General features: G+C 71.2%; 19 protein-coding genes. 8 read left to right on the top strand and 11 right to left on the bottom strand.

What is annotated here, in order from left to right:
- Window positions 1-18: 18 nt before the first annotated feature.
- Complete coding sequence (phoU, locus tag ACIA5D_RS05785; protein ID WP_396028697.1) at window positions 19-660, top strand: phosphate signaling complex protein PhoU; 642 nt, start codon at window positions 19-21, stop codon at window positions 658-660.
- A 58-nt stretch (window positions 661-718) separates the two neighbouring features.
- Here the strand turns inward: phoU and lon are convergent, their stop codons facing one another.
- The 3 genes from lon to ACIA5D_RS05770 all read right to left on the bottom strand — a co-directional run bounded on the left by lon (window position 719) and on the right by ACIA5D_RS05770 (window position 3,488).
- Window positions 719-2,971 (bottom strand): endopeptidase La, encoded by a 2,253-nt coding sequence (lon, locus tag ACIA5D_RS05780; protein WP_396029478.1) that lies wholly within the window; start codon window positions 2,969-2,971, stop codon window positions 719-721.
- Window positions 2,972-3,121: 150 nt separating this feature from the next.
- Entirely contained in the window at window positions 3,122-3,355 is a 234-nt protein-coding gene (locus tag ACIA5D_RS05775) for a hypothetical protein (RefSeq protein ID WP_396028696.1), read from the bottom strand.
- A gap of 4 nt (window positions 3,356-3,359) precedes the next feature.
- A complete protein-coding gene (locus tag ACIA5D_RS05770; RefSeq protein WP_396028695.1) occupies window positions 3,360-3,488 on the bottom strand; it encodes a hypothetical protein in 129 nt (42 codons plus the stop codon).
- 18 nt (window positions 3,489-3,506) lie between these two features.
- On the opposite strand from ACIA5D_RS05770, the gene ACIA5D_RS05765 reads away from it, so the two are divergent.
- Together ACIA5D_RS05765 and ACIA5D_RS05760 are read left to right on the top strand one after the other, a co-directional pair.
- Complete coding sequence (locus tag ACIA5D_RS05765; protein WP_396028694.1) at window positions 3,507-4,424, top strand: ABC transporter ATP-binding protein; 918 nt, start codon at window positions 3,507-3,509, stop codon at window positions 4,422-4,424.
- Entirely contained in the window at window positions 4,421-5,590 is a 1,170-nt protein-coding gene (locus tag ACIA5D_RS05760; protein ID WP_396028693.1) for an ABC transporter permease, read from the top strand. Before ACIA5D_RS05765 ends, ACIA5D_RS05760 begins: the two co-directional genes overlap by 4 nt.
- Before the next feature lie 151 nt (window positions 5,591-5,741).
- Here the strand turns inward: ACIA5D_RS05760 and ACIA5D_RS05755 are convergent, their stop codons facing one another.
- On the bottom strand, window positions 5,742-6,602 hold the full coding sequence (locus ACIA5D_RS05755; RefSeq protein WP_396028692.1) for a TolB family protein: 861 nt from the start codon (window positions 6,600-6,602) through the stop codon (window positions 5,742-5,744).
- 28 nt (window positions 6,603-6,630) lie between these two features.
- Between ACIA5D_RS05755 and ACIA5D_RS05750 the strand changes: the two genes are divergently transcribed.
- Window positions 6,631-7,557: a patatin-like phospholipase family protein gene (locus tag ACIA5D_RS05750; protein WP_396028691.1), complete on the top strand. Its 927-nt coding sequence runs from the start codon at window positions 6,631-6,633 to the stop codon at window positions 7,555-7,557.
- On the opposite strand, the gene ACIA5D_RS05745 is transcribed toward ACIA5D_RS05750, so the two are convergent.
- The 7 genes from ACIA5D_RS05745 to ACIA5D_RS05715 are packed head-to-tail and all read right to left on the bottom strand — an operon-like array spanning window position 7,545 to window position 16,034.
- Window positions 7,545-9,842 carry a beta-glucosidase gene (locus ACIA5D_RS05745; RefSeq protein WP_396028690.1) on the bottom strand — a complete coding sequence of 766 codons (2,298 nt, stop codon included), beginning with the start codon at window positions 9,840-9,842 and terminating at the stop codon, window positions 7,545-7,547. The two genes, ACIA5D_RS05750 and ACIA5D_RS05745, sit on opposite strands and share 13 nt — an antisense overlap.
- Window positions 9,843-9,850: 8 nt before the next feature.
- Window positions 9,851-10,855 carry a BadF/BadG/BcrA/BcrD ATPase family protein gene (locus tag ACIA5D_RS05740; protein ID WP_396028689.1) on the bottom strand — a complete coding sequence of 335 codons (1,005 nt, stop codon included), beginning with the start codon at window positions 10,853-10,855 and terminating at the stop codon, window positions 9,851-9,853.
- The gene (locus tag ACIA5D_RS05735) at window positions 10,852-12,153 is read right to left on the bottom strand and encodes a glycoside hydrolase (protein WP_396028688.1); all 1,302 of its coding nucleotides are present in this window, start codon (window positions 12,151-12,153) and stop codon (window positions 10,852-10,854) included. Before ACIA5D_RS05735 ends, ACIA5D_RS05740 begins: the two co-directional genes overlap by 4 nt.
- 2 nt (window positions 12,154-12,155) lie before the next feature.
- The gene (locus tag ACIA5D_RS05730) at window positions 12,156-12,932 is read right to left on the bottom strand and encodes a 6-phosphogluconolactonase (RefSeq protein ID WP_396028687.1); all 777 of its coding nucleotides are present in this window, start codon (window positions 12,930-12,932) and stop codon (window positions 12,156-12,158) included.
- 5 nt (window positions 12,933-12,937) lie between these two features.
- Complete coding sequence (locus ACIA5D_RS05725; RefSeq protein WP_396028686.1) at window positions 12,938-13,750, bottom strand: carbohydrate ABC transporter permease; 813 nt, start codon at window positions 13,748-13,750, stop codon at window positions 12,938-12,940.
- Window positions 13,751-13,752: 2 nt separating this feature from the next.
- The gene (locus ACIA5D_RS05720) at window positions 13,753-14,691 is read right to left on the bottom strand and encodes a carbohydrate ABC transporter permease (protein ID WP_396028685.1); all 939 of its coding nucleotides are present in this window, start codon (window positions 14,689-14,691) and stop codon (window positions 13,753-13,755) included.
- A gap of 2 nt (window positions 14,692-14,693) precedes the next feature.
- The gene (locus ACIA5D_RS05715) at window positions 14,694-16,034 is read right to left on the bottom strand and encodes an ABC transporter substrate-binding protein (RefSeq protein ID WP_396028684.1); all 1,341 of its coding nucleotides are present in this window, start codon (window positions 16,032-16,034) and stop codon (window positions 14,694-14,696) included.
- A 118-nt stretch (window positions 16,035-16,152) separates the two neighbouring features.
- Between ACIA5D_RS05715 and ACIA5D_RS05710 the strand changes: the two genes are divergently transcribed.
- The 4 genes from ACIA5D_RS05710 (at window position 16,153) to ACIA5D_RS05695 (ending at window position 19,299) form a co-directional block, all read left to right on the top strand.
- Window positions 16,153-16,872 carry a GntR family transcriptional regulator gene (locus ACIA5D_RS05710; RefSeq protein WP_396028683.1) on the top strand — a complete coding sequence of 240 codons (720 nt, stop codon included), beginning with the start codon at window positions 16,153-16,155 and terminating at the stop codon, window positions 16,870-16,872.
- 38 nt (window positions 16,873-16,910) lie between these two features.
- Window positions 16,911-18,269: an FAD-binding oxidoreductase gene (locus ACIA5D_RS05705; RefSeq protein WP_396028682.1), complete on the top strand. Its 1,359-nt coding sequence runs from the start codon at window positions 16,911-16,913 to the stop codon at window positions 18,267-18,269.
- Window positions 18,270-18,448: 179 nt separating this feature from the next.
- Complete coding sequence (locus tag ACIA5D_RS05700; RefSeq protein WP_396028681.1) at window positions 18,449-18,988, top strand: hypothetical protein; 540 nt, start codon at window positions 18,449-18,451, stop codon at window positions 18,986-18,988.
- The gene (locus ACIA5D_RS05695; RefSeq protein ID WP_396028680.1) at window positions 18,985-19,299 is read left to right on the top strand and encodes an STAS domain-containing protein; all 315 of its coding nucleotides are present in this window, start codon (window positions 18,985-18,987) and stop codon (window positions 19,297-19,299) included. Before ACIA5D_RS05700 ends, ACIA5D_RS05695 begins: the two co-directional genes overlap by 4 nt.
- Window positions 19,300-19,361 lie beyond the last annotated feature (62 nt).

Raw genomic sequence — 19,361 nt, 5'->3', positions numbered from 1 at the left:
GGCGCATAGCATTTGCCGATGCGCCAGGACTTCCACGACGAGCTCGCACGCGTCAGCAGCTCATTGGTCACCATGGCCAAAGCCGTCCGGGAAGCGATGCGCCAGGCCAGCGCCGCCCTGCTCGCCGCCGATCACACCCTCGCCCAGCAGGTTACCGTCCGTGATGCCGAGATCGATGTGCTCTACCGCGTCGTCGACGACCGGGTCTTCGACCTCATCGCCCGCCGGCAGCCGGTCGCCGACGAGCTGCGGGTGGCCCTCAGCGCGCTGCAGGCGGCCGCCGACCTCGAGCGCATGGGCGACCTGGCCGCGCACGTCGCGCGGGCCACGCTGCGCCGGCACCCGGTGCCCGCGGTCGCACCCGAGCTGACGGTCATGTTCCGGGCGATGAGCACGGTCGCCGACGAGTTGGCCGGGAAGATCGTGGCAGCGCTGGCCGACGGCGACGCCGAGGTGGCGGGCCGGCTCGACAGCGACGACGACGCGATGGACCAGCTGCACAGCGAGCTGTTCAAGGTGATGCTCAGCTCCGAGTGGCCACTGGGCGTCGAGGCCGCCGTCGACGGCGCGCTGCTGGGCCGCTACTACGAGCGGTTCGCCGACCACGCCGTCAACGTCGGCCACCACGTGATGCTCCTGGTCGTCGGCAAGACAGACTGAGCGGCCGACGCCGGGCTGCACGCCCACGTCGACCGCTCAGACCTCAGGCCTCAGCCGCTCAGGCCGCCGCGACGAGGCCGGCCGACACGGGCTCCAGGGCCGTGCCCAGGATCTCGCGGACGTCCGAGACGACGTGCACGGTCAGCGCGGCCAGCACGTCGGCGGGGACCTCGTCGAGGTCGGGCTCGTTGCGCTGCGGCAGATACACCTCGGTGAGGCCGGCCCGCTGGGCGGCGAGCAGCTTCTGCTTCACGCCCCCGATCGGCAGGACCCGGCCGGTGAGCGAAACCTCGCCGGTCATGCCGACCTCGGCCCGCACGTTGCGGCCGAGCAGCAGCGAGACCAGCGCGGTCGTCATCGTGACCCCGGCCGACGGCCCGTCCTTGGGCACCGCGCCCGCGGGCACGTGCAGGTGGATCGGGTGGTCGAGCTGCTCCGGCGAGATGCCGAGCTCTTCGGCGTGGGCTCGCACGTAGGAGAGCGCGATCTGCGCCGACTCCTTCATCACGTCGCCGAGCTGCCCGGTGACCGACAACCCGCCCTTGTCGCCGGGCAGCAGCGACGCCTCGATGTAGAGCACGTCGCCCCCCATGCCCGTGACGGCCAGGCCGGTGGACACGCCGGGGACGGCGGTCCGCTCGGACGACTCGGGGATGAACCGCGGCCGGCCGATCAGGTCCTTGAGGTCGGCGGCCTCGACGGTCGCCGGGAGCTCGCGCAGGGCGGCCTTGCGGAACGCCTTGGCCAGCAACCGCTCGAAGGACCGTACGCCGGCCTCGCGGGTGTAGTTCGCGGCGATCTCGCGGAGAGCGTCGTCGGTGACCGTCACCTCGCCGGGAGACAGGGCGGCCCGCTCCAGCTGCCGGGGCACCAGGAAGTCGCGGGCGATGGCGACCTTGTCGTTCTCGGTGTAGCCGTCGATCGAGATGAGCTCCATCCGGTCGAACAGCGCCTGCGGGATCGTGTCGAGGACGTTGGCGGTCGCGATGAACAGCACGTCCGACAGGTCGAGGTCGAGGTCGAGGTAGTGGTCGCGGAACGTGTGGTTCTGCGCCGGGTCCAGGACCTCGAGCAGCGCCGCCGCGGGGTCGCCGCGGTAGTCGCTGCCGACCTTGTCGACCTCGTCGAGCAGCACGACCGGGTTCATCGAGCCGGCCTCCTTGATGGCCCGCACGATGCGGCCGGGCAGGGCGCCGACATACGTACGGCGGTGGCCCCGGATCTCGGCCTCGTCCCGCACGCCGCCCAGCGCCACCCGGACGAACTTGCGGCCGAGCGTGCGCGCGACCGACTCGCCCAGCGAGGTCTTGCCGACCCCGGGCGGACCGGCCAGCAGGATCACCGCGCCGGAGCCGCGGCCGCCGACGACCGACAGGCCGCGGGACTCGCGGCGGGCGCGGACGCCGAGGTACTCGACGATGCGCTCCTTGACCTCGTCCAGGCCGTGGTGGTCGGCATCGAGGACCGCCCGGGCGGCGGCCAGGTCGGTGGCGTCGGTGGTACGGACGTTCCAGGGCAGGTCGAGAACCGTGTCGAGCCACGTACGGATCCAGCCCGCCTCGGGGTTCTGGTCGCCGGCCCGCTCGAGCTTGCCGACCTCGCGCAGCGCGGCCTCACGGATCGACTCGGGCAGGTCGGCCGCCTCCACCCGGGCGCGGTAGTCGTCCTTGCCGTCCGGCTCGCCCTCGCCGAGCTCCTTGCGGATCGCCTTGAGCTGCTCGCGCAGCAGGTACTCCCGGTTGCGCTTCTCGACCGACTCGCGAACGTCCTGCTCGATCGTGTCGTTGACCTCGGACTCGGCCAGGAAGTCCTTGGTCCACTCGACGAGCAGCCGCAGCCGGGCCTCGACGTCGGGCGTCTCCAGCAGTTCCCGCTTGCGGTCGTTGGTCAGGTACGAGGCCCAGCCGGCGGTGTCGGCCAGGTCGCTGGGGTCGTCGATGGCGCTGACCGACTCGATGACCTGCCACGCCTCGCGGCGCTCGAGCACGGAGACGACCAGCTGCTTGTATTCGGCAGCGAGCTCGCGGGCGTGCTCGCCGGGGGCCGCGGTCTCGACCGGCTCGGCCTCGACCCACAGGGCGGCGCCGGGCCCGGTCACGCCGCTGCCGATGCGGGCGCGCACACCCGTACGCAGCACGGCGGCGGGCGATCCGCCGCGGGACTTGCCGACCTGCCGGACGCTCGCCACCACGCCGTGGGTGGCGTAACGGTCCTCGAGCCGCGGGGCGATCAGCAGCTCGGAACCGGCCGAGGTGCGGGCCGCGTCGACGGCGGCCTGGGCGGCCTCGTCCAGCTCGATCGGGACGATCATGCCCGGGAGCAGCACGATGTCGTCGAGGAACAAGACGGGGAGTCGTTTGGTGGACACCGGGCACCTCCGAGAAGTTGAGTACGGCCGACTCAACCGCGGAGCGTCGCGCTGTCTTCCGGCGTTCACTGCGAGCGAAAAACAGCCCGGCCGCTACCGGTCCGCCTCGCCCGCCTCGCCCGCCTCGCCCGTCGCTTCCTGGCGGGGGCGTCCGGGACGCCGCATCCGCCCGGCGTCGGTGGGCAGCCGGCCCTCGGCCTGCAACGCCCGCCGCAGCAGGTACTCGATCTGCGCGTTGGTGCTGCGCAGCTCGGCGGCGGCCCACCGGGCCAGGGCATCGTGAACGGCCGGATCCAGCCGCAGCAGGATGCTCTTGCGCTCTGCCATGGGGTCAGTGGTAGAGCGTGCCGGTGTTGACGACCGGCTGGGTGTCGCGATCGGCGCACAGCACGACGAGCAGGTTGGAGACCATGATTGTCCCCTCTCTTCTTCCGGCCGGGTCTTGCCCGTCCTCTATCAAAGTGATATCACATTTTCCGTGAGACGCCAGTTGGAGATCGATCAGGTCAGCAAACGCTACGGCGACGTCATCGCCCTGGACGGCATCACCTTCGAGGTGCGCGCCGGGGAGATCTTCGGCCTCGTGGGCAGCAACGGCGCCGGCAAGACCACCGCCATGCGCATCGTTCTCGGCGTGCTGGCGTCGGACGCGGGCGCGGTGCGGTGGGATGGCCACGCGCTCGACCGCGGCACCCGCCGGAAGATCGGTTACATGCCCGAGGAACGCGGGCTCTATCCCCGGATGAAGGTCGCCGAACAGCTGATCTACCTGGCCCGGCTGCACGGCATGTCACCGGCGGCGGCGCGCGCCTCGGTCGACGTCTGGGTCGAGCGGCTGGCCGTCGCGGCCCGCCGCGACGACGACCTGATCAAGCTTTCGCTGGGCAACCAGCAGCGCGTGCAACTGGCCGCCGCGCTCGTCCACGATCCCGAGATCCTGGTCCTCGACGAGCCGTTCTCGGGCCTCGACCCGGTCGCGGTCGACGTGATGAGCGGCGTGCTGCGCGACAAGGCCGACGCCGGCGTGCCGGTGATGTTCTCCAGTCACCAGCTCGACCTCGTCGAACGTCTCTGCGACCGGGTCGGCATCGTCCGGCAGGGCCGCATGGTCGCGGCCGGGACGGTCGACGAGCTCCGGGCCGGCGGGCCGGAGGAGCTGGTCGTCAAGGCGCCGGCCGCCCCGCCGGGATGGACGGCCGGGCTGTCCGGCGTCACCGTCCTCGACCAGTCCGAGGCAAGCACCCGGCTGGCCCTCGACGACGGCGCCGACGACCAGGCGATCCTCCGGGCCGCGCTCGCCACCGGGCCGGTGCACGAGTTCGCCCGCAGCCGCCCCTCCCTGACCGATCTGTTCCGGCACATCGTCAGCGCCCCCACCGAGGGAGAACCAGCATGATCTGGCTGATCGCCGGCCGCGAGATCGCCACCCGGCTGCGCTCCAAGGCCTTCCGCATCGCGACCCTGGTCAGCGTCCTCATCCTGATCGGCATCGCCCTGATCGCGAAACTCGCCGACAACGGCCCGTCCTATCTGGATGTCGGCGTCACCCCGGCCGCGGCCGCTCTGACACCCGCGCTCACCTCGACGGCCGCCTCGATCAACGTCGACGTCCGCACCCACGACGTCGACGAGGCCACCGGGCGCGTTCAGGTCGACGCCGGCACGCTCGACGCGCTGCTGGTCACCGGCACGAGCCCGATCCAGGTCGTGGTCAAGAGCGAGATCGACGACGGGCTCCAGTCGGTGCTCCAGCTCGTGGCCCAGCGCACGGTGCTCGACCAGCAGGTCACCGCCCTCGGTGGCGAACCGGCCAAGGTCGCCGCCTCGATCTCGGCGGCGGCGGTGACCGTCACCCCCCTGTCGCCGCCCAAGAACGCCAACGGCCAGCAGCTGATCCTGGGCATCCTCACCAGCATCCTGATCTACATGGCCCTGCTGCTCAACGGGCAGGCCGTGGCCCAGGGCGTCGTGGAGGAGAAGTCCAGCCGCGTCGTCGAGATCATCCTGGCCACCGTACGACCCCGGCAGCTCATGGTCGGCAAGGTGTTCGGCCTTGGCGTCGTCGGCCTGATCCAGGTCGCCGTCATCGCCCTGTCCGGCGTCGCGATCGGCCTCGCCACCGGCTCGCTCGACCTGCACATCACCGCGGCGCTCAGCACCATCATCTGGCTGATCATCTGGTTCCTGCTGGGCTACGCCGCGTACTCGCTCGCCTTCGCCGCGGTCGCCTCCCTCGTCTCCCGGCAGGAGGAGGTCACCGCCGTGGTCACGCCGGTGATGATGCTGCTGATCGTCGGCTACGTCATCGGCATCTCGATCCTGCCGTCCGATCCCGACTCCCAGTTCGTCGCCGTGCTCTCGCTGATCCCGATCTTCGCGCCCACCCTGATGCCCGTCCGGCTGGCGCTCGGCGTGGTCCCGGCCTGGCAGGCCGCGGTCGCCCTGGCCGGCATCATCGCGGTCATCCCGCTGCTGCTCTGGATCGCGTCGCGCATCTACAGCAACGCGGTCCTGCGCAGCGGCGCCCGGGTCCGCCTGCGCGACGCCTGGCGGGCCGCCTAGACACCTCATGAGTGGGTGCGGGCAGGTGGAAGCAGGGTCCCGCTGGCTGAGAGCGGTCGCCACATTGCGAGATACCGGCGGTCAGCGACGGGCCGCACCCGCGGCAACCAGCCACCTCGACCGGGCCATGGCAGCCGGCGCAGAAGCTGCTTCAGCCTGCGGGATAGTCGACGTAGGCGAAGCGGCTCCCGTCCGGGGACCAGCTGTTGACGTTGATGGTTCCCTGGCCGCCGGGCAGTTCGGCGAGCGTTCGCGGCGCGTCCCAGGCGTCGCCGTCGACCAGCCGCAGCTGGACCAGCCGGTCGGCCGGGTGGCCCAGGGTGCCGGGCGGGTAGCTCAGGTAGACCGCCCGGCCGCCGTCGGGGGCGAAGTGCGGGAACCAGTTGACCCGCTCGTCGCCGGTGAGCTGCTGCGGCTCGCGACCGTCCGGGCGGATCCGGGCGATCTGCGCGTGGCCCGAGAACCGCTCGGTGTTGAAATAGATCCAGTCGCCGGCCGGCGTGTACTCGGGGCCGTCGTCCGGTCCGCCGTCCGTCAGCCGGGTGGACGGCCCGCCGTCGCGGCCGATCGTGAAGAGGACGGCGCCCTCCCATCGGTGCTGCTCGATCCCCACGTACACGAGGGTCGCGCCGTCCGGGCTGATGCCGTGCAGGAAATGCAGGCGGTCTTCGTGGGTCACCCGGCGCACCGCGCCACCGCTCAGCGGCGCTTCGTAGATGTGCCCGTCGTCGGCGGAGACGTAGATCGTCTCGCCGCCGGGCGCGAGCACGTGGTCGTTGTTCAACCCCGGCACCCCGGAGAGCGGGATCTGCCGCGGCGGGTCCGAGCCGTCGGCCGGCAGGCGCCAGAGCAGTCCGTCGCCGTTGACGATCAGGTCGCCGTCCGCGGTCCAGTTCGGCGCCTCGAACAACACGGTCGAGCCGGTGTGCGCCGGCGTCGTCGCGCCGGTGCTCACTTCGTACGTGTAAATGCGGCAGACCTGGCCGGCGGCGAGACTGCGTGCGTTCCCCATCGGGAAAGACTCCCACTAGCATCGGATCGTGTCGCGGCGGGTGGCGTTGGCGTTGGGTTCCGGTGGCGCGCGGGGATTCGCGCACATCGGCGTCATCGAGGTGCTCGGCGAGCGCGGCTTCGAGATCGTGGCGGTGGCCGGCTCCTCGATGGGCGCCCTGGTCGGCGGGGTGATGGCCGCAGGGCGGCTGGCCGAGTTCACCGAGTGGGTGACCGGGCTCAAGCAGCGTGACGTGTTGCGGCTGTTCGACCCCAAGTGGTCCGCGCCCGGCATGATCACGGCGGACCGGCTGATCGATCACCTCGACGCCTTTCTCACCGACACACAGATCGAGGACCTGCCGATCCCGTACACGGCGGTGGCCACCGACATCACGGCCCGGCGTGAGGTGTGGTTCCAGCGGGGCTCGCTGCGCTCCGCGATCCGGGCGTCGATCGCCATCCCGGGGCTGATCACCCCGGTGGTCGCCGACGGCCGCGTGCTGGCCGACGGCGGGCTGCTCAACCCCGTGCCCATCGAGCCGACCGCCTCGGTGCCGGCCGATCTCACCGTGGCCGTCTCGCTGCTCGCCCGCCGGCCCGATCACGAGTCCGCCGCTCCGATCCGCACCGCGGCCAAGCGCCCGCGTTCGGCGGAGTGGCGGACCCGTCTGCGGCACGCGATACAGCTGCGCGCCGGCGATCCGGCGGCCCCGGCCACGACGGAGGCTGTCGCGGAGGTGGCCGAGGCTGCCCTTCCGGCCGATCTGCGCCTGGCGGACGTCATCACGAGCTCGCTGGACGCCATGCAGGACATGATTGCCCGGTACCGGATGGCGGGCCTGCCGCCGGACGTGCACATCGCGGTGCCGGTCACCGCGGGCGGCGTGATGGAGTTCCACCGCGCCGCCGAGATGGTCGCCCTCGGCCGCGAGCTCGCCACCAAGGCGCTCGACGACGCGGGCTACCCGCGGTAGCCCTGGGTGAAGCGCGACGAGCCGAGCTCGAGCAGCCGCTCGTCGGGCACCAGCGGCGCGAGGCCGGGGTCGTCGGGCAGCTCGATGCCGGTCCGCAGGCGGATGTCGCGCGACGAGGCGCCCACCTCGATGACGAACTCGCCGCCTTCGCGCCGCCAGGCGCCGTAGCGGCCGTCGCCGCGGTCGGCCGCGACGTCCCAGTAGGCGAAGTCGCGGCCGGCGAGGTCGAAACAGACGCGCGTGCTCTCTCCGGGCTCGAGGGTGACCTTCTCGAACCCGCGCAGCTCGCGCACGGGCCGGCGGACGGCGGCGTCGGGGTCGCCGACGTAGAGCTGGACGATCTCACGCCCGGCGCGGGCGCCGGTGTTCGTCACCGTGCACGAGACGCGTACGGCATCGGCGGTCTCGACGTCGAGGTCGGCGTATTCGAACGTCGTGTACGACAGCCCGTGGCCGAACGGGTAGCGCACGGCCCGGCGAAGCGCGTCGTACCAGCGATACCCGATGAACACGCCTTCCCCGTAGAGCACGGTGCCGCGCTCCCCCGTCCACGTCACGTAGCCGGGGGTGTCCTCGAGCGCCAGCGGGAACGTCTCGGCGACCTTCCCGGCGGGATTCACCCGGCCCAGCAGGACGTCGACGACCGCGCCCGCCCCCGCCTGCCCCGGCAGCCAGGCCTCGACGATCGCGTCGACCCGGTCGTGCCACGGGTCCATGGTCACGGCCGCGCCGTTGGACAGCACCACGACCAGCCGCGCGCCGGTCCGCTCCCGCAGATCCGCCAGCCGCCCGAGGAGAGCGATCTGGTCGGCGGGCAGCGCGAGCGTCGTACGGTCGTCGGCCTCTTGCTCGAAAGCCAGGGGCAGCCCGGCGAAGACGACGATCACGTCGGCGCTCCCGGCCACCGCGACCGCATCGTCGATGAGCCGGACGGCCCGCGCCGACAGCGGACCGGCGGCGACACGTTCGGCCGCCGCGGCCAGGCGCAGCGCCTTCGCGAGCGTGGCCGACCGGCGCGCCGGGCCCGTCCCGTCGTCGACGAAAGCGGCGTCGTGGGCCGCGAGATACGCGTCGAGGTCGTCCTGGTAGGCGTCCTCGGGCGTGTGGACATACCCGGGCGCGTACGCGAGCCGGTCGCCGAAGGCCTCGTTCAGCAGGTCGAGCGCGTTGTCGACCCGGGTCGGGTCGACCCCCGACGATCCGCCGCCCTGGATGCGGGCATGCGCGGCGAATGCGCCGACAACCGCGACCTGGTCGGCGCCTGAGGCATCCATCGGCAGCGCCGGGCCTTCGTTGCGCAGCAGCGTCACACAGCCGGCGGCCGCCTCGCGGGCCAGCTCGTGGTGCTCGTCGGCACGCAGAAGGACAAGCTGCTCACGGGACAGGCGGTCACCGGGCGTCACCCCCAGATCCATGACCGGCCCGTTCACGAGATCGGCGCCCGGGTAGGCACGGGCGACCAGGCGCAGCACCCGGCGGGCCGCCGCGTCGACGACGCGTTCGTCGAGCTCGCCCGAGCGCACGCCGGCCACGATCTCGGCGTCGGTCTTGCCGCCGGCGCCGGGCATCTCGAGGTCGAGCCCCGCGGTCAGCGCGCGGACGCGGTGGTGGACGGCGTTCCAGTCGGAGACGACCAGCCCGTCGTACCCCCACTCGTCGCGCAGCACGTCGGTGAGCAGCCACCGGTTCTCCGACGCGTGCACCCCGTGCAGCCGGTTGTACGAGCACATGACGGTCCACGGATCGGCGGTCGTCACGACCCGCTCGAACGCGGCGAGGTAGATCTCGCGCAGCGTCCGCTCGTCGGCCTCGACCGAGATCCGGGTCCGCTCGATCTCCTGGTTGTTGGCGGCGAAGTGCTTGAGCGACGCCCCCACGCCGACCGATTGCAACCCTTGCACGTACGCGGCGCCGAGCTCACCGGAGAGCAGCGGGTCCTCGGCGAAGTACTCGAAGTTGCGGCCGCACAGCGGCGACCGCTTCATGTTGACGCCCGGCCCGAGCACGACCTGGACGCCCTCGGCCCGGGCCTCCTCGCCGATCGCCACCGCCACCCGGCGGACGAGGTCGCGGTCCCAGGAGGCGCCCATCGCCGACGCGGTCGGGAACCCGGTCGCGGGCACCCACACCATGTCGACGCCGGTTTCCTTGCGCAGCCCGTGCGGGCCGTCGCCGACCTCGATCGCGGGCAGGCCGAGCCGGTCGATGGCCTCGGTGTACCAGTCGTCGCGGCCGGACAGCAGGGACGCCTTCTCCTCCAGGGTGAGGGCGGCGATGTCGATCATGGGGTTCCTTAGAAGGTCGTGAGGAAGTCGTGCGGGTGGTTGTCGCGCACCCGGGCCAGCAGGTCGGGGCCGACAGCGACGCCGCCCTCGGCAAGCGCGTCGAGTACGACGCCGCTCAGCGGTGACGCGTCGGCGACAACCACTCGCGCCGCCGGCGCGACGCGGCCGAGCGCAAGAGTGAGCGCGTCGCGCATCGCCGGGTGCTCGGAGGTGGCGACCGATCCGTTGAGCAGCACCGGCAGCTCGCCGGACGCCAGTTCGACGCCGGCGCGCCGGCTGCACCACTGTGCGTACTTCACGAACGCCTCGGCCTGCGCGGCGACGATGTCCCGGGCGACCGCGTCACCGGCGCCGGCCGCTACGAGCACGAGCCGCGACGCTTGCCACAGGTCCGACGCCGGCCGCGCGCCGAACCGCCGGGTAAAGGCATGGCGCAGCTCCCAGCCGTCCGCCACGCCGTAGAACGAGCACATCGACGAGGTGAGGGCCGTTTCCGGGCCGATTCCCATCCAGGCGCGGCAGACCGCCCGGAGTGCGGCGTCGCCGAGCCCGCTGCCGCCGAGGTGGTCGAAGACGAAGAAGCCGGAGTGCTCCTCGCGCCCGTCCTTGGCACGGGCGGCGACGGCGGGACCGGTACCGACGGTGATCGACGCGGCGACGCCCGATCCGTCGATCAGCCGCAATGAGGCGTACGCGTCGTTCTTGACGCTCCAGCGACCCAGGCCGCCGAGCCGCTCGTGCACGTGGCCGTCCCAGAACTCGGCGTCCTCCGGGTAGTCGACGCCGGCGATCCGGAACGCGGCCGAGGCGACGTCGCCGGGCGTGATGCCGGCGCCGGCCAGCGCGAGGCCGACAGCGCCGAACACGGCCTCGAGCGCGTCGGGAATGCTCGCGGCGCCATAGATGTCGCCGTTGCCGCCGCGGCCGCGGCCCAGGACGGCGCCCTCGGCGTCGGTGACGAGGGCGACCGTCTTGGAGTTCCCGGCGTCGACGGCCAGGTACGCGCGGCTCATTTGAGCAGACGCTCCGGTAGGTAGGCGCGGTGCGCGTACGCCATCTCGTCGTACAGCTCCTCGGCGACCGCGAGCGTGGGCACCATCGGGTTGGCGGCCAGCGCCCGGATGCCGTCGGCCCGGGTGCCCTTCCACGCGGCCTCGGCCGCGAGGTACTGGAACTCGGCGAGCTGCTGCACGAGCCCCCGTACGGCATGCGGCAGTGGCTTCTGCGGCAACGGGCGGACGCCCTGCCCGTCGACGGTGCACCACACTTCCACGACGACATCCTCGTCGAAGCCGGGCAGCGCGCCGCCGATGTTGGGCAGGTTGACCGGCAGCCGGGCGCTCTTGTCGTTGTAGTAGGCGCTCATCACGTCGATCGCCAGCTCGAGCTCGTGAATGCCGCCCCGCGACCGGGCCGGGTCCAGGGAAGGGACGTCGGCGAGCATCTGCTCCTCGTAGTGCTGCCAGTAGCCGGGCAGCGCCGCGAGCAACACTTCGGCTCGCGTCATGGGGGCGGCCTGCGACTCGCGCAGCACCTCCTCGCGGAAGTAGTAGTACTGGAAGTAGTCGGCCGGCACCGACCGCATCGTGGTGGCCAGCCGCAGCATCCGCTTCGCGTGGATGTCGAGGGCCGGGTCGTCCTTGCGCGCCTCCCACGCGGCGTCGAGCAGCGGAATGAGGTCCTGGCCCTCGTACGTGTGCTCGTATGACCAGCAGTTGTGGTTGACCCCGGCCATGACCACGTTCGCCTTGGAAGGGTCGAGACCGGCGGCCCGCAGCACCGTGTTCGGGAACGTGATGGGGCCCTCGCACATCGACCAGATCGTGCGGTCGGTGAACCGGGTGACCGCCTGGGACACGATGTTCACCGGGTTCGTGTAGTTGAAGATGACCGCGTTCGGGGCGACCGCGTCGAGGTCACGGATGATGTCCTCGTAGATGTGGATCGAGCGCAGCGACATGAAGAACCCGCCCGGCCCCTGCGTCTCCTGGCCGATGACGCCGTGCTTGAGCGGGATGCGCTCGTCGAGGGCGCGGGCGGCGAAGTCGCCGGGGCGGAAGCTGGCGAGGACGGCGTCGGCGTCGGTCAGCGCGGCGCGCCGGTCGGTGGTCGACGAGATGGTGATGTCGAGGTCCTGCGCCTTGGCGATCTTCTTGGCGATGGTCTCGACGGCGTGCAGGCGGTCGGGGTTGACGTCCTGGATGACGATCTCGGAGCCGTCGAACTCCTTGCCGTGGGCCAGGATCGACGCCATGGTGCCGGCACCGCGGGAGGATCCGCCACCGATGTACACGAGCTTGATGGATGCCATGATCACTTCTCCGTGAGGGCGGCCGCGTGGTCCGCGATGAGCGTGGGGTTCTTGCATTCGACGACGACGGTGGCCGGCCAGTCCGGCTCGTACTGCTCGGCGGCGGTGATCCGCGCGTACGCCTCGCGCTTGTGCTCGCCGCAGATCACCATGATCACCTCGCGGGAGCTCGCGGCGATCGTGTCGACGCCGACGGTCACCCCGTGGGTGGGCACCATGGCGAGGCGGGTGAACTCGGGGAAGGTCCCCATGTTGTCGCGCCGGGTCGCCTCGCCGAGCGGCGTCACATGCGTACGGGCGTCGCGGGGCGTGCCGGGCTGGTTGAACGCGATGTGCCCGTCCCCGGCCCCGGAGGCCAGCAGGAACAGGTCGATCCCGCCGGCCGCCGCGATGACCTCGTCGTAGCCGGCCGGGTCGGCGGGGTCGGGCACCCAGATCTCGGCCGGCGCCAGGGCGCTCACCTCCGCGATCGGGCCGAGGATCTTTCGCTGCGCGAAGCCGAGGCACGAGTACGGCAGGCCGGCGTCGACGCGCTGGAACGTTCCACTTGCGCCGGGCACGATGTAGTCGTCCATCATCACGATGACCAGGCGCGACAGGTCGGCGCCGCGCGCGGCGTGCCGGGCGAGGGCCCGGTAGGCCGGCATCCCGGTGCGGCCGCTGGGGCAGCCGAGCAGGAAGTGGGCACCGTCGGTCGCGGCCATGCGGTCGAGGATGGTCGTGGCGACCGCGTCGCCCACGGCGTCGGCGTCGGGCAGCACGATGGGTTGAACAGACACGAGGGTTACTCCTTGATCGCGCCGGCCAGCATTCCGGAGATGAATTTGCGCTGGAAGACGACGTAGAGGATGAGCACGGGCGCGGCGACGATGAGGCCGCCGGCGGCCATCAGGTTGATCTGCGTGACGTACCGGCCCTGGAACACGCCGAGGGCGACGGTCGCGGTCTGGTTGTCCCCGTGCAGGAACACCAGCGACAGGAAGTAGTCGTTCCAGGTCCACATGAAGCTGAGCAGGATCAGCGTGTAGATGGCGGGCCGGGCCATCGGCGCCGCCATCGACCGGAGCATGCGCAGCGCGCCGGCGCCGTCGAGCTCGGCCGACTCGAAGGCCGAGCGGGGCAGCGCGCGGAACGCGGCCCGCATCCAGAAGACGCCGAACGGCACGCCCATGCCCAGGTGGATGAGGATGATGCCGGGCAGCGTGTTGGTCAGCCCGTACGTGCGGAACTGGTAGTAGAGCGGGACGATGATGGCCTCGAGGGAGATCATCATGCCGAGCAGGACGACCGGGAACAGCACCTTGTCCCCGACGACGCCCAGCACGCCGAAGGCGTACCCGCCCAGGAGCGCAAGAAGAACCTGGCCCGCAACCACGCACACGGCGATGACGATGGAAATCGTCATGGCCCGCGCGAAGCCGGCGTCGTGCCACGCGGTCGCGAAATTCCCCCACTGGAAGTCGGAGAGCCCGACCGGCTTGCCGGAGCGGTCCGGGCTGAGCGCCGCGACGACGAACGTGCCGACCGGGAAGAGCACCAGCACCGCCAGGATCGTCAGCACGACGTAGTTGACGACGCGTTCCATCTTCGAGGTCATGGTCAGTCCCTCTCCGAGACGCGGGTGATGACGATCGCGATGACCAGGCACAGGGCCGCCATCACCACGCCGATCGCCGCCGCGAGTCCCACTTGCGGGTTCTGGAACGCGGCCTTGTAGAGCGCCACCGCCGGGGTCAGGGTCGAGGTGCCCGGGCCGCCGTGCGTCGTGACCCAGACGAGGTCGAAGGTGCGCAGCGCGGCGGTGATGGTCAGCGTCAGCGCGACGGCCATCTGCCCCCGCAGGCCAGGGAGGGTGACCGCGAAGAACTCGCGGACCGGGCCGGCGCCGTCGATGCGGGCCGCCTCGTACAGCTCGGGGGCGATGGCCGAGGTGCCGGAGATGAACAGCACCATGCAGAAGCCGAAGGTCACCCACGTCCCGATGAGGCCGAGCGCCGGCAGCGCCCAGGTGAAGTCGCCAAGCCAGGTCTTCGCGAGCGAGTCGAGCCCGACCGCGCGCAACGCGGTGTTGAGCGGGCCGTCCGGCGCGTAGATCCGCTTGAAGACCAGCGCGATGACGACGGTGGTCATGACCTGCGGCAGGAAGAAGATCCACCGGTAGACCGCCATGCCCGGCTGCTTCGTCCGGGTGAGCAGCGCCGCGGACAGCAGGCCCAGGGCGATCGGCAGAACAGCGAAAAAGCCGATCAGCACGAGTACGTGTCCGAGCGTCGACCGCAGGACCGGGTCGGTCACGAACGACCGGTAGTTGTCGAACCCGGCCCAGCTCGGCGTGCTGACCCCGTCCCACTTGTAGAAGGAGTACTGCACCGACTGGGCCAGCGGGACGAGCACGGCGAGCGCGTACACGCCGAGCGGGAGCGCGGCGAAGCCGAGGCCGATCCACCGCGTCCTGCGCCGCAGAGAGCGGCGCCGGACGTCGGTTTCGGGCCTTTTGTGAAGGGCCGGGGCTCGCGTGCCGGTGGCGGTGGCCGGCATGGTCAGCCCTGCCCTGCCAGGAAGGTGTCCCGGTCCTTGTCGACGGCCTCGGTGAACTTGTCCGGAGTCATCTTGCCGGCGTACACGAGCTGGAGGTTCTGGCTGATGGTGTCGAGCATCGTCGGGCTGGACCAGTCGAAGTACGGCACGTACCCGTCGTTCTTGTCGAGCGTCGCCGCGCCCGCCGACTCGCCGGTGAGGCTCAGCGACGAGGCCGGCACCTTGACGTCCGGGGACATCGCCGGGACGAGGCCCTCGTCCACGGCCATCTGGCCGGCGGCGGGCGACATCATGTAGTCGAGGAACGCCGCGGCGACGTCCGGATGCTTGCTCTTCGCCGAGACCACCATGGCGCCCGGCGCGGCGCCCACGCCGACCGTGCCGCTACCGCTCTTCTGCGGCAGCTGGATGTAGCCGAAGTGGCCCTGCTGCTGGGCGTTGAGGCCGAGCGAGCCGGTGTACTCCCAGCGGAACACGCCCTTGCCGCCGACGAAGTTGGCGACCGCCGTCTGGTAGTCGATGCCGTTGAACTTCGGGGGGTAGTAGCCCTCGTCGGCCCATTTCTTGGTGAGCGTGATGGCGTCGGTCATCCCGACGTCGGTGGCCTTCACCGAGGTGTCGCCGTAGATGTAGTCGTTGAGCTTCTTCTTGTCGGCCAGCAGCGCCTGCGTGCCGAGCAGCACCGTCGTCGAGCCGTCCAGGCTGCCGTACTCGAACGGGATCTCGCCGGCGGCCTTGGCTTTCGCGGCGGCGGCCTCGAGCTCGTCGAGGGAGGTGGGCGGGGTGATCCCGAGCTTGGTGAGCTTGTCGGCGTTGTAGTAGAGGCCGATCAGCGACGTACGGGCCATGGGCGTGCCGAACCACGAGCCCGCGCCCATCGTCTTGAAGTCGGTGGTGAACGTGTTCTGCCGGGCGATCGTGCTCGGGACCTTCTTGTCCCAGCCGTAGGCCTTCGCGTACGGGTCGAGGTTGACCACCAGGTTGCCCTTGGCCAGGGTGCCCAGCGACTGCCAGCCGTTGTTGGCGGTGGCGATGTCGGGCCCGCTGTCGTCCTGCAGCTGGAGGTTGAGGGTCGAGTTCAGCTGACCCCAGTCCTCGGTCGTGCGCTCGATCTTGACGTTCGGGTACTTCGTCTGAAAGCCGGTGATCAGCGACTTGATCCACTCGCCCTCGGCCGCGCCCCAGAAGTCGGTGAGCTTCAGGGTGACGTTGCCGGCCTTGGCGACGTCGGTCGAGACCGTGCTCGGGGCGTCCTTCTTGTCGTCCGAGGAGCCGCCTCCCGGGGCGCAGGCCGCCAGGCTCAGCGCTATGGCCGCGGCAAGTCCCGCTTTATGAAATCTCATCTTCACTCCGTTGTGTCGCCGGTGTAACGGACACTAGATCCTCCTATACCAGTTAGTCCAGTACTGAACCACAATTCGCTACTGGTCCAGCCAAGCATGCAACTGGTACTCTCTCGGCGTGACGACTGGGACCGCTTCGACGCAGGCCTATGAGCAGCTGACCCGCGACATCACCGTCGGCCGATACGCTCCCGGCTCGCGGCTGCCCGGCGAGCGCGATCTGGCCGCCCAGTTGGGCGTCAGCCGAGCGACGCTGCGCCTGGCGCTGAGCCGTCTCGAGTCGGAAGGCACGCTGCAGCGCTCCGCGCAGCGCGGCTGGTTCGTCCCGACGCAGGTGCTCAGCGAGCCGCCGAGCACGCTGCAGTCGTTCACCGAGATGGCCCGGGCCCGGGGGCTGCGCCCGACCGCGCGCGTCATCCGCCAGGAGGTCCGACCGGCCGGCATCGACGAGGCCGCCAAGCTGCGCATCGCGCCGGCCGCCCCGGTCATCGAGATCGACCGGCTCCGCGGCATGGACGGCACGCCGGTCTGCTTCGACGTGGTCGTGGTCCCCCAGGCGCGCGCGGCCGGCCTGGCCACCGCCGACCTCACCGACGCGTCGCTCTACGACGTGCTCCGCGAGGCTTGCGGCATCGAGGTTCATCGCAGCGCGTACACGCTGATGGCCGAAAGCGCCGACGCGGAACTGGCCCGGCTGCTGGGGATCACCGCCGGGGCGCCGGTGCTGGTCGGCGACGAGGTCGCCTACACGTCCGACGGCACGCCCGTCCTCATCGGACACAACAAGTACCGCGGCGACGCATACCGCTTCGAGGCCGACCTCTTCCGCCGCGCCTGACCCTTTCGCTGCGGTCCGCTGGGTGCGAAGATGCCTCGATGCGGCCCGATCTCACGGCACTTCGCGATGCCTTCCACGGCGACGTCGTGTCCGCCTACGACCCCGGCTTCGAGGCCGTGCGCGTCCTGTTCAACACCCGGATCCGTACCCGCCCCGCCGTGCTGTGCCGATGCGCCGACACCGACGACGTCGTGACCGCCATCCGCTTCGCCCGTGACGCCGGGCTGCCTGTGGCCGTACGCGGGGGCGGGCATCACGCGAGTGGACTGTCCCTTGTCGACCAGGGTCTGGTCATCGACGTCGGTGGGCTGCGGGACGTCGCCTTCGACCGCGACGCCGCCGAAGTCACGGTGGGCGCGGGCGCCGGCTGGCGCGAGATCGACCGCCACACGTACGCCGAAGGCCTTGCCGCCCCGGGCGGCGAATGCCCGACCGTCAGCAACGCCGGATTCAGCCTCGGCGGCGGGTACGGGCTGCTCAGCCGCACGTTCGGGCTGGGCTGCGACCACATCGTGGAGGCCGAGGTCGTCGACGCCGGCGGGCGGGTGCTGCGGGTCACCGAGGACGAGCACGCCGACCTGTTGTGGGCGCTGCGCGGCGCCGGCGGCGCGGGCCTCGGCGTGGTGACCAAGCTGCGCTACCGGCTCGACCCGGTGCCGAACCCCATGGTGGGCGGCTTCATCAGCTGGCCGATCGACCAGGCCGCAGCCGTACTCCGGATGTACCGCGACCTGTACGCCGACCGCGACGACGACCGGCTGTCGCTGTGCCTGTTGCTCAGCGCCGATCCCGAGCCCGGGATCTCCTTGTACGGCATGTATGTCGGCCCGCCCGCCGAGGCGGCGGAAGCCCTCGCGCCGGTCCGCTCGTTCGGCACGCCGTCGATGGACACGTTCGGCGAACTGTCGTATTCGGACCTCATGCAGGCGCTGGGCGAGGAGATACCGTACGGCCTGCAGTCCCGGTGGACCGGCGGCTACTTCCGCGGCCAAGGGCCCGACGACGACGCGATCGGCGTCATGCTCGATGCCTTCGCGCGCATGCCGTCCGCGTACTCGATGATCCGCTTCGACCTCCTCGCCGGCGGCGCGGTCGTCCGCGTGCCGGCCGACGCGACCGCGTTCGTCCACCGGTCGGCCATGCACTACGTCTCGGTCATCTCGCTGTGGCAGGAAGACACCGACACCGCCGCCAACGTGGCCTGGGCCGATGACCTGGCCGGCGCGCTGCGGCCGCATCTGACCGGCGAGGTGTACCAGAACTACGCCGACACCGGCCTCGCGGACTGGGCCGGCGCCTACTACGGCGCCAACTATCCCCGCTTGCAGCAGGTCAAGCGGCGCTACGACCCGGACGACTTCTTCCACCACGCGCAGAGCATCCGGCTACCGGCCTGATACGCGCGGGTGACGGCTCGCCGGCGACCTGTTTGATCATCGACTGTGCGGAGCCGCCCCCCGCGCCCGCCCGCGCGGCGGCGTGGATGCCCTCCAGGTAGCCCGTGGCGTCGAGCCCGTCGTCTGAGGGCTTCGGCAAACAGCGCCCGAGCCCGCCGTTTCGCCGATAGGCTCGTCCCGTGCACGTGACCGTCGAGGTGGGCACCCAACTCGATCCTGACGTCGAATGGCCGGCCGGCGCCGCCCTGAGTATGCCGGCCGGTCAGCCCGTCCAGTTGATGATCTTTCTGAGTCACCCGCACCAGCTGGAGATCGAGGCCGTGACAACGCCTCCGACGCAGTTCGCGTGGGTCGACGGCGAACACGCCGGGGTGCTGCTGTACCGGCTGGGACCGATCCTGTCCTGGTCGCAGGTGCCGTACTCGTCGCATCTCTCCGAGGACGGCCCGGCCGGCGTCGGCCCCGACCCGGTCGTGCAGATCGTGCTCGTCGACCGCGACACCAACACGGTCAAGGCCCTGCACGCGGTGCGCTGGCCGGAGGAGTTCGCCGCCACGGTCCGCGCGTCGGTGGCGAGGATGCGCGACACCCCCTTCAGCCGCTTCTCCTACGAGCACGTCCTCGCCGGGTTGCACCGCCGCTACCCGACTCCGGAAGACCTGCTCACCGACCGCATCGACGCGCACTGCACCGCCACGCCGATCCCGGGCTCGCCATGATCACTGACGTTCTCTGGTCACACGAGGTTCGCCACGATGCCGATCGCGTCGTGGTCGTGCTGGCCGGCGAGCTCGACATGACGGGCGCGGACGGCCTGCTCGATCTCCTGCGGGCGCAGGTGCGGGCGCACGCGACCGTCGAGGTCGACGCCGCCGGCGTCACCTTCATCGACTCCAGCGCCGTCGGCAGCCTGATCACCGGGTACCGCGCGGCGAGCGAGCGCGGCGGCCGGCTCATGGTGGCGAACCCGAGTCCGGTCGTCCGCCGCGTGCTCTCGGTCACCGGGGTGCTGGACGCCCTGACCCTCTGACGCCCTGACCCTCTGACGCTCCGCCGCTGACTTCCGACAGCCCGGCCGGCCGTATCACCGCG

This window comes from Actinoplanes sp. NPDC051513, from assembly GCF_044454685.1.
Lineage (GTDB): Bacteria > Actinomycetota > Actinomycetes > Mycobacteriales > Micromonosporaceae > Actinoplanes.
This window is presented reverse-complemented; position numbering and strand designations above follow the sequence as displayed.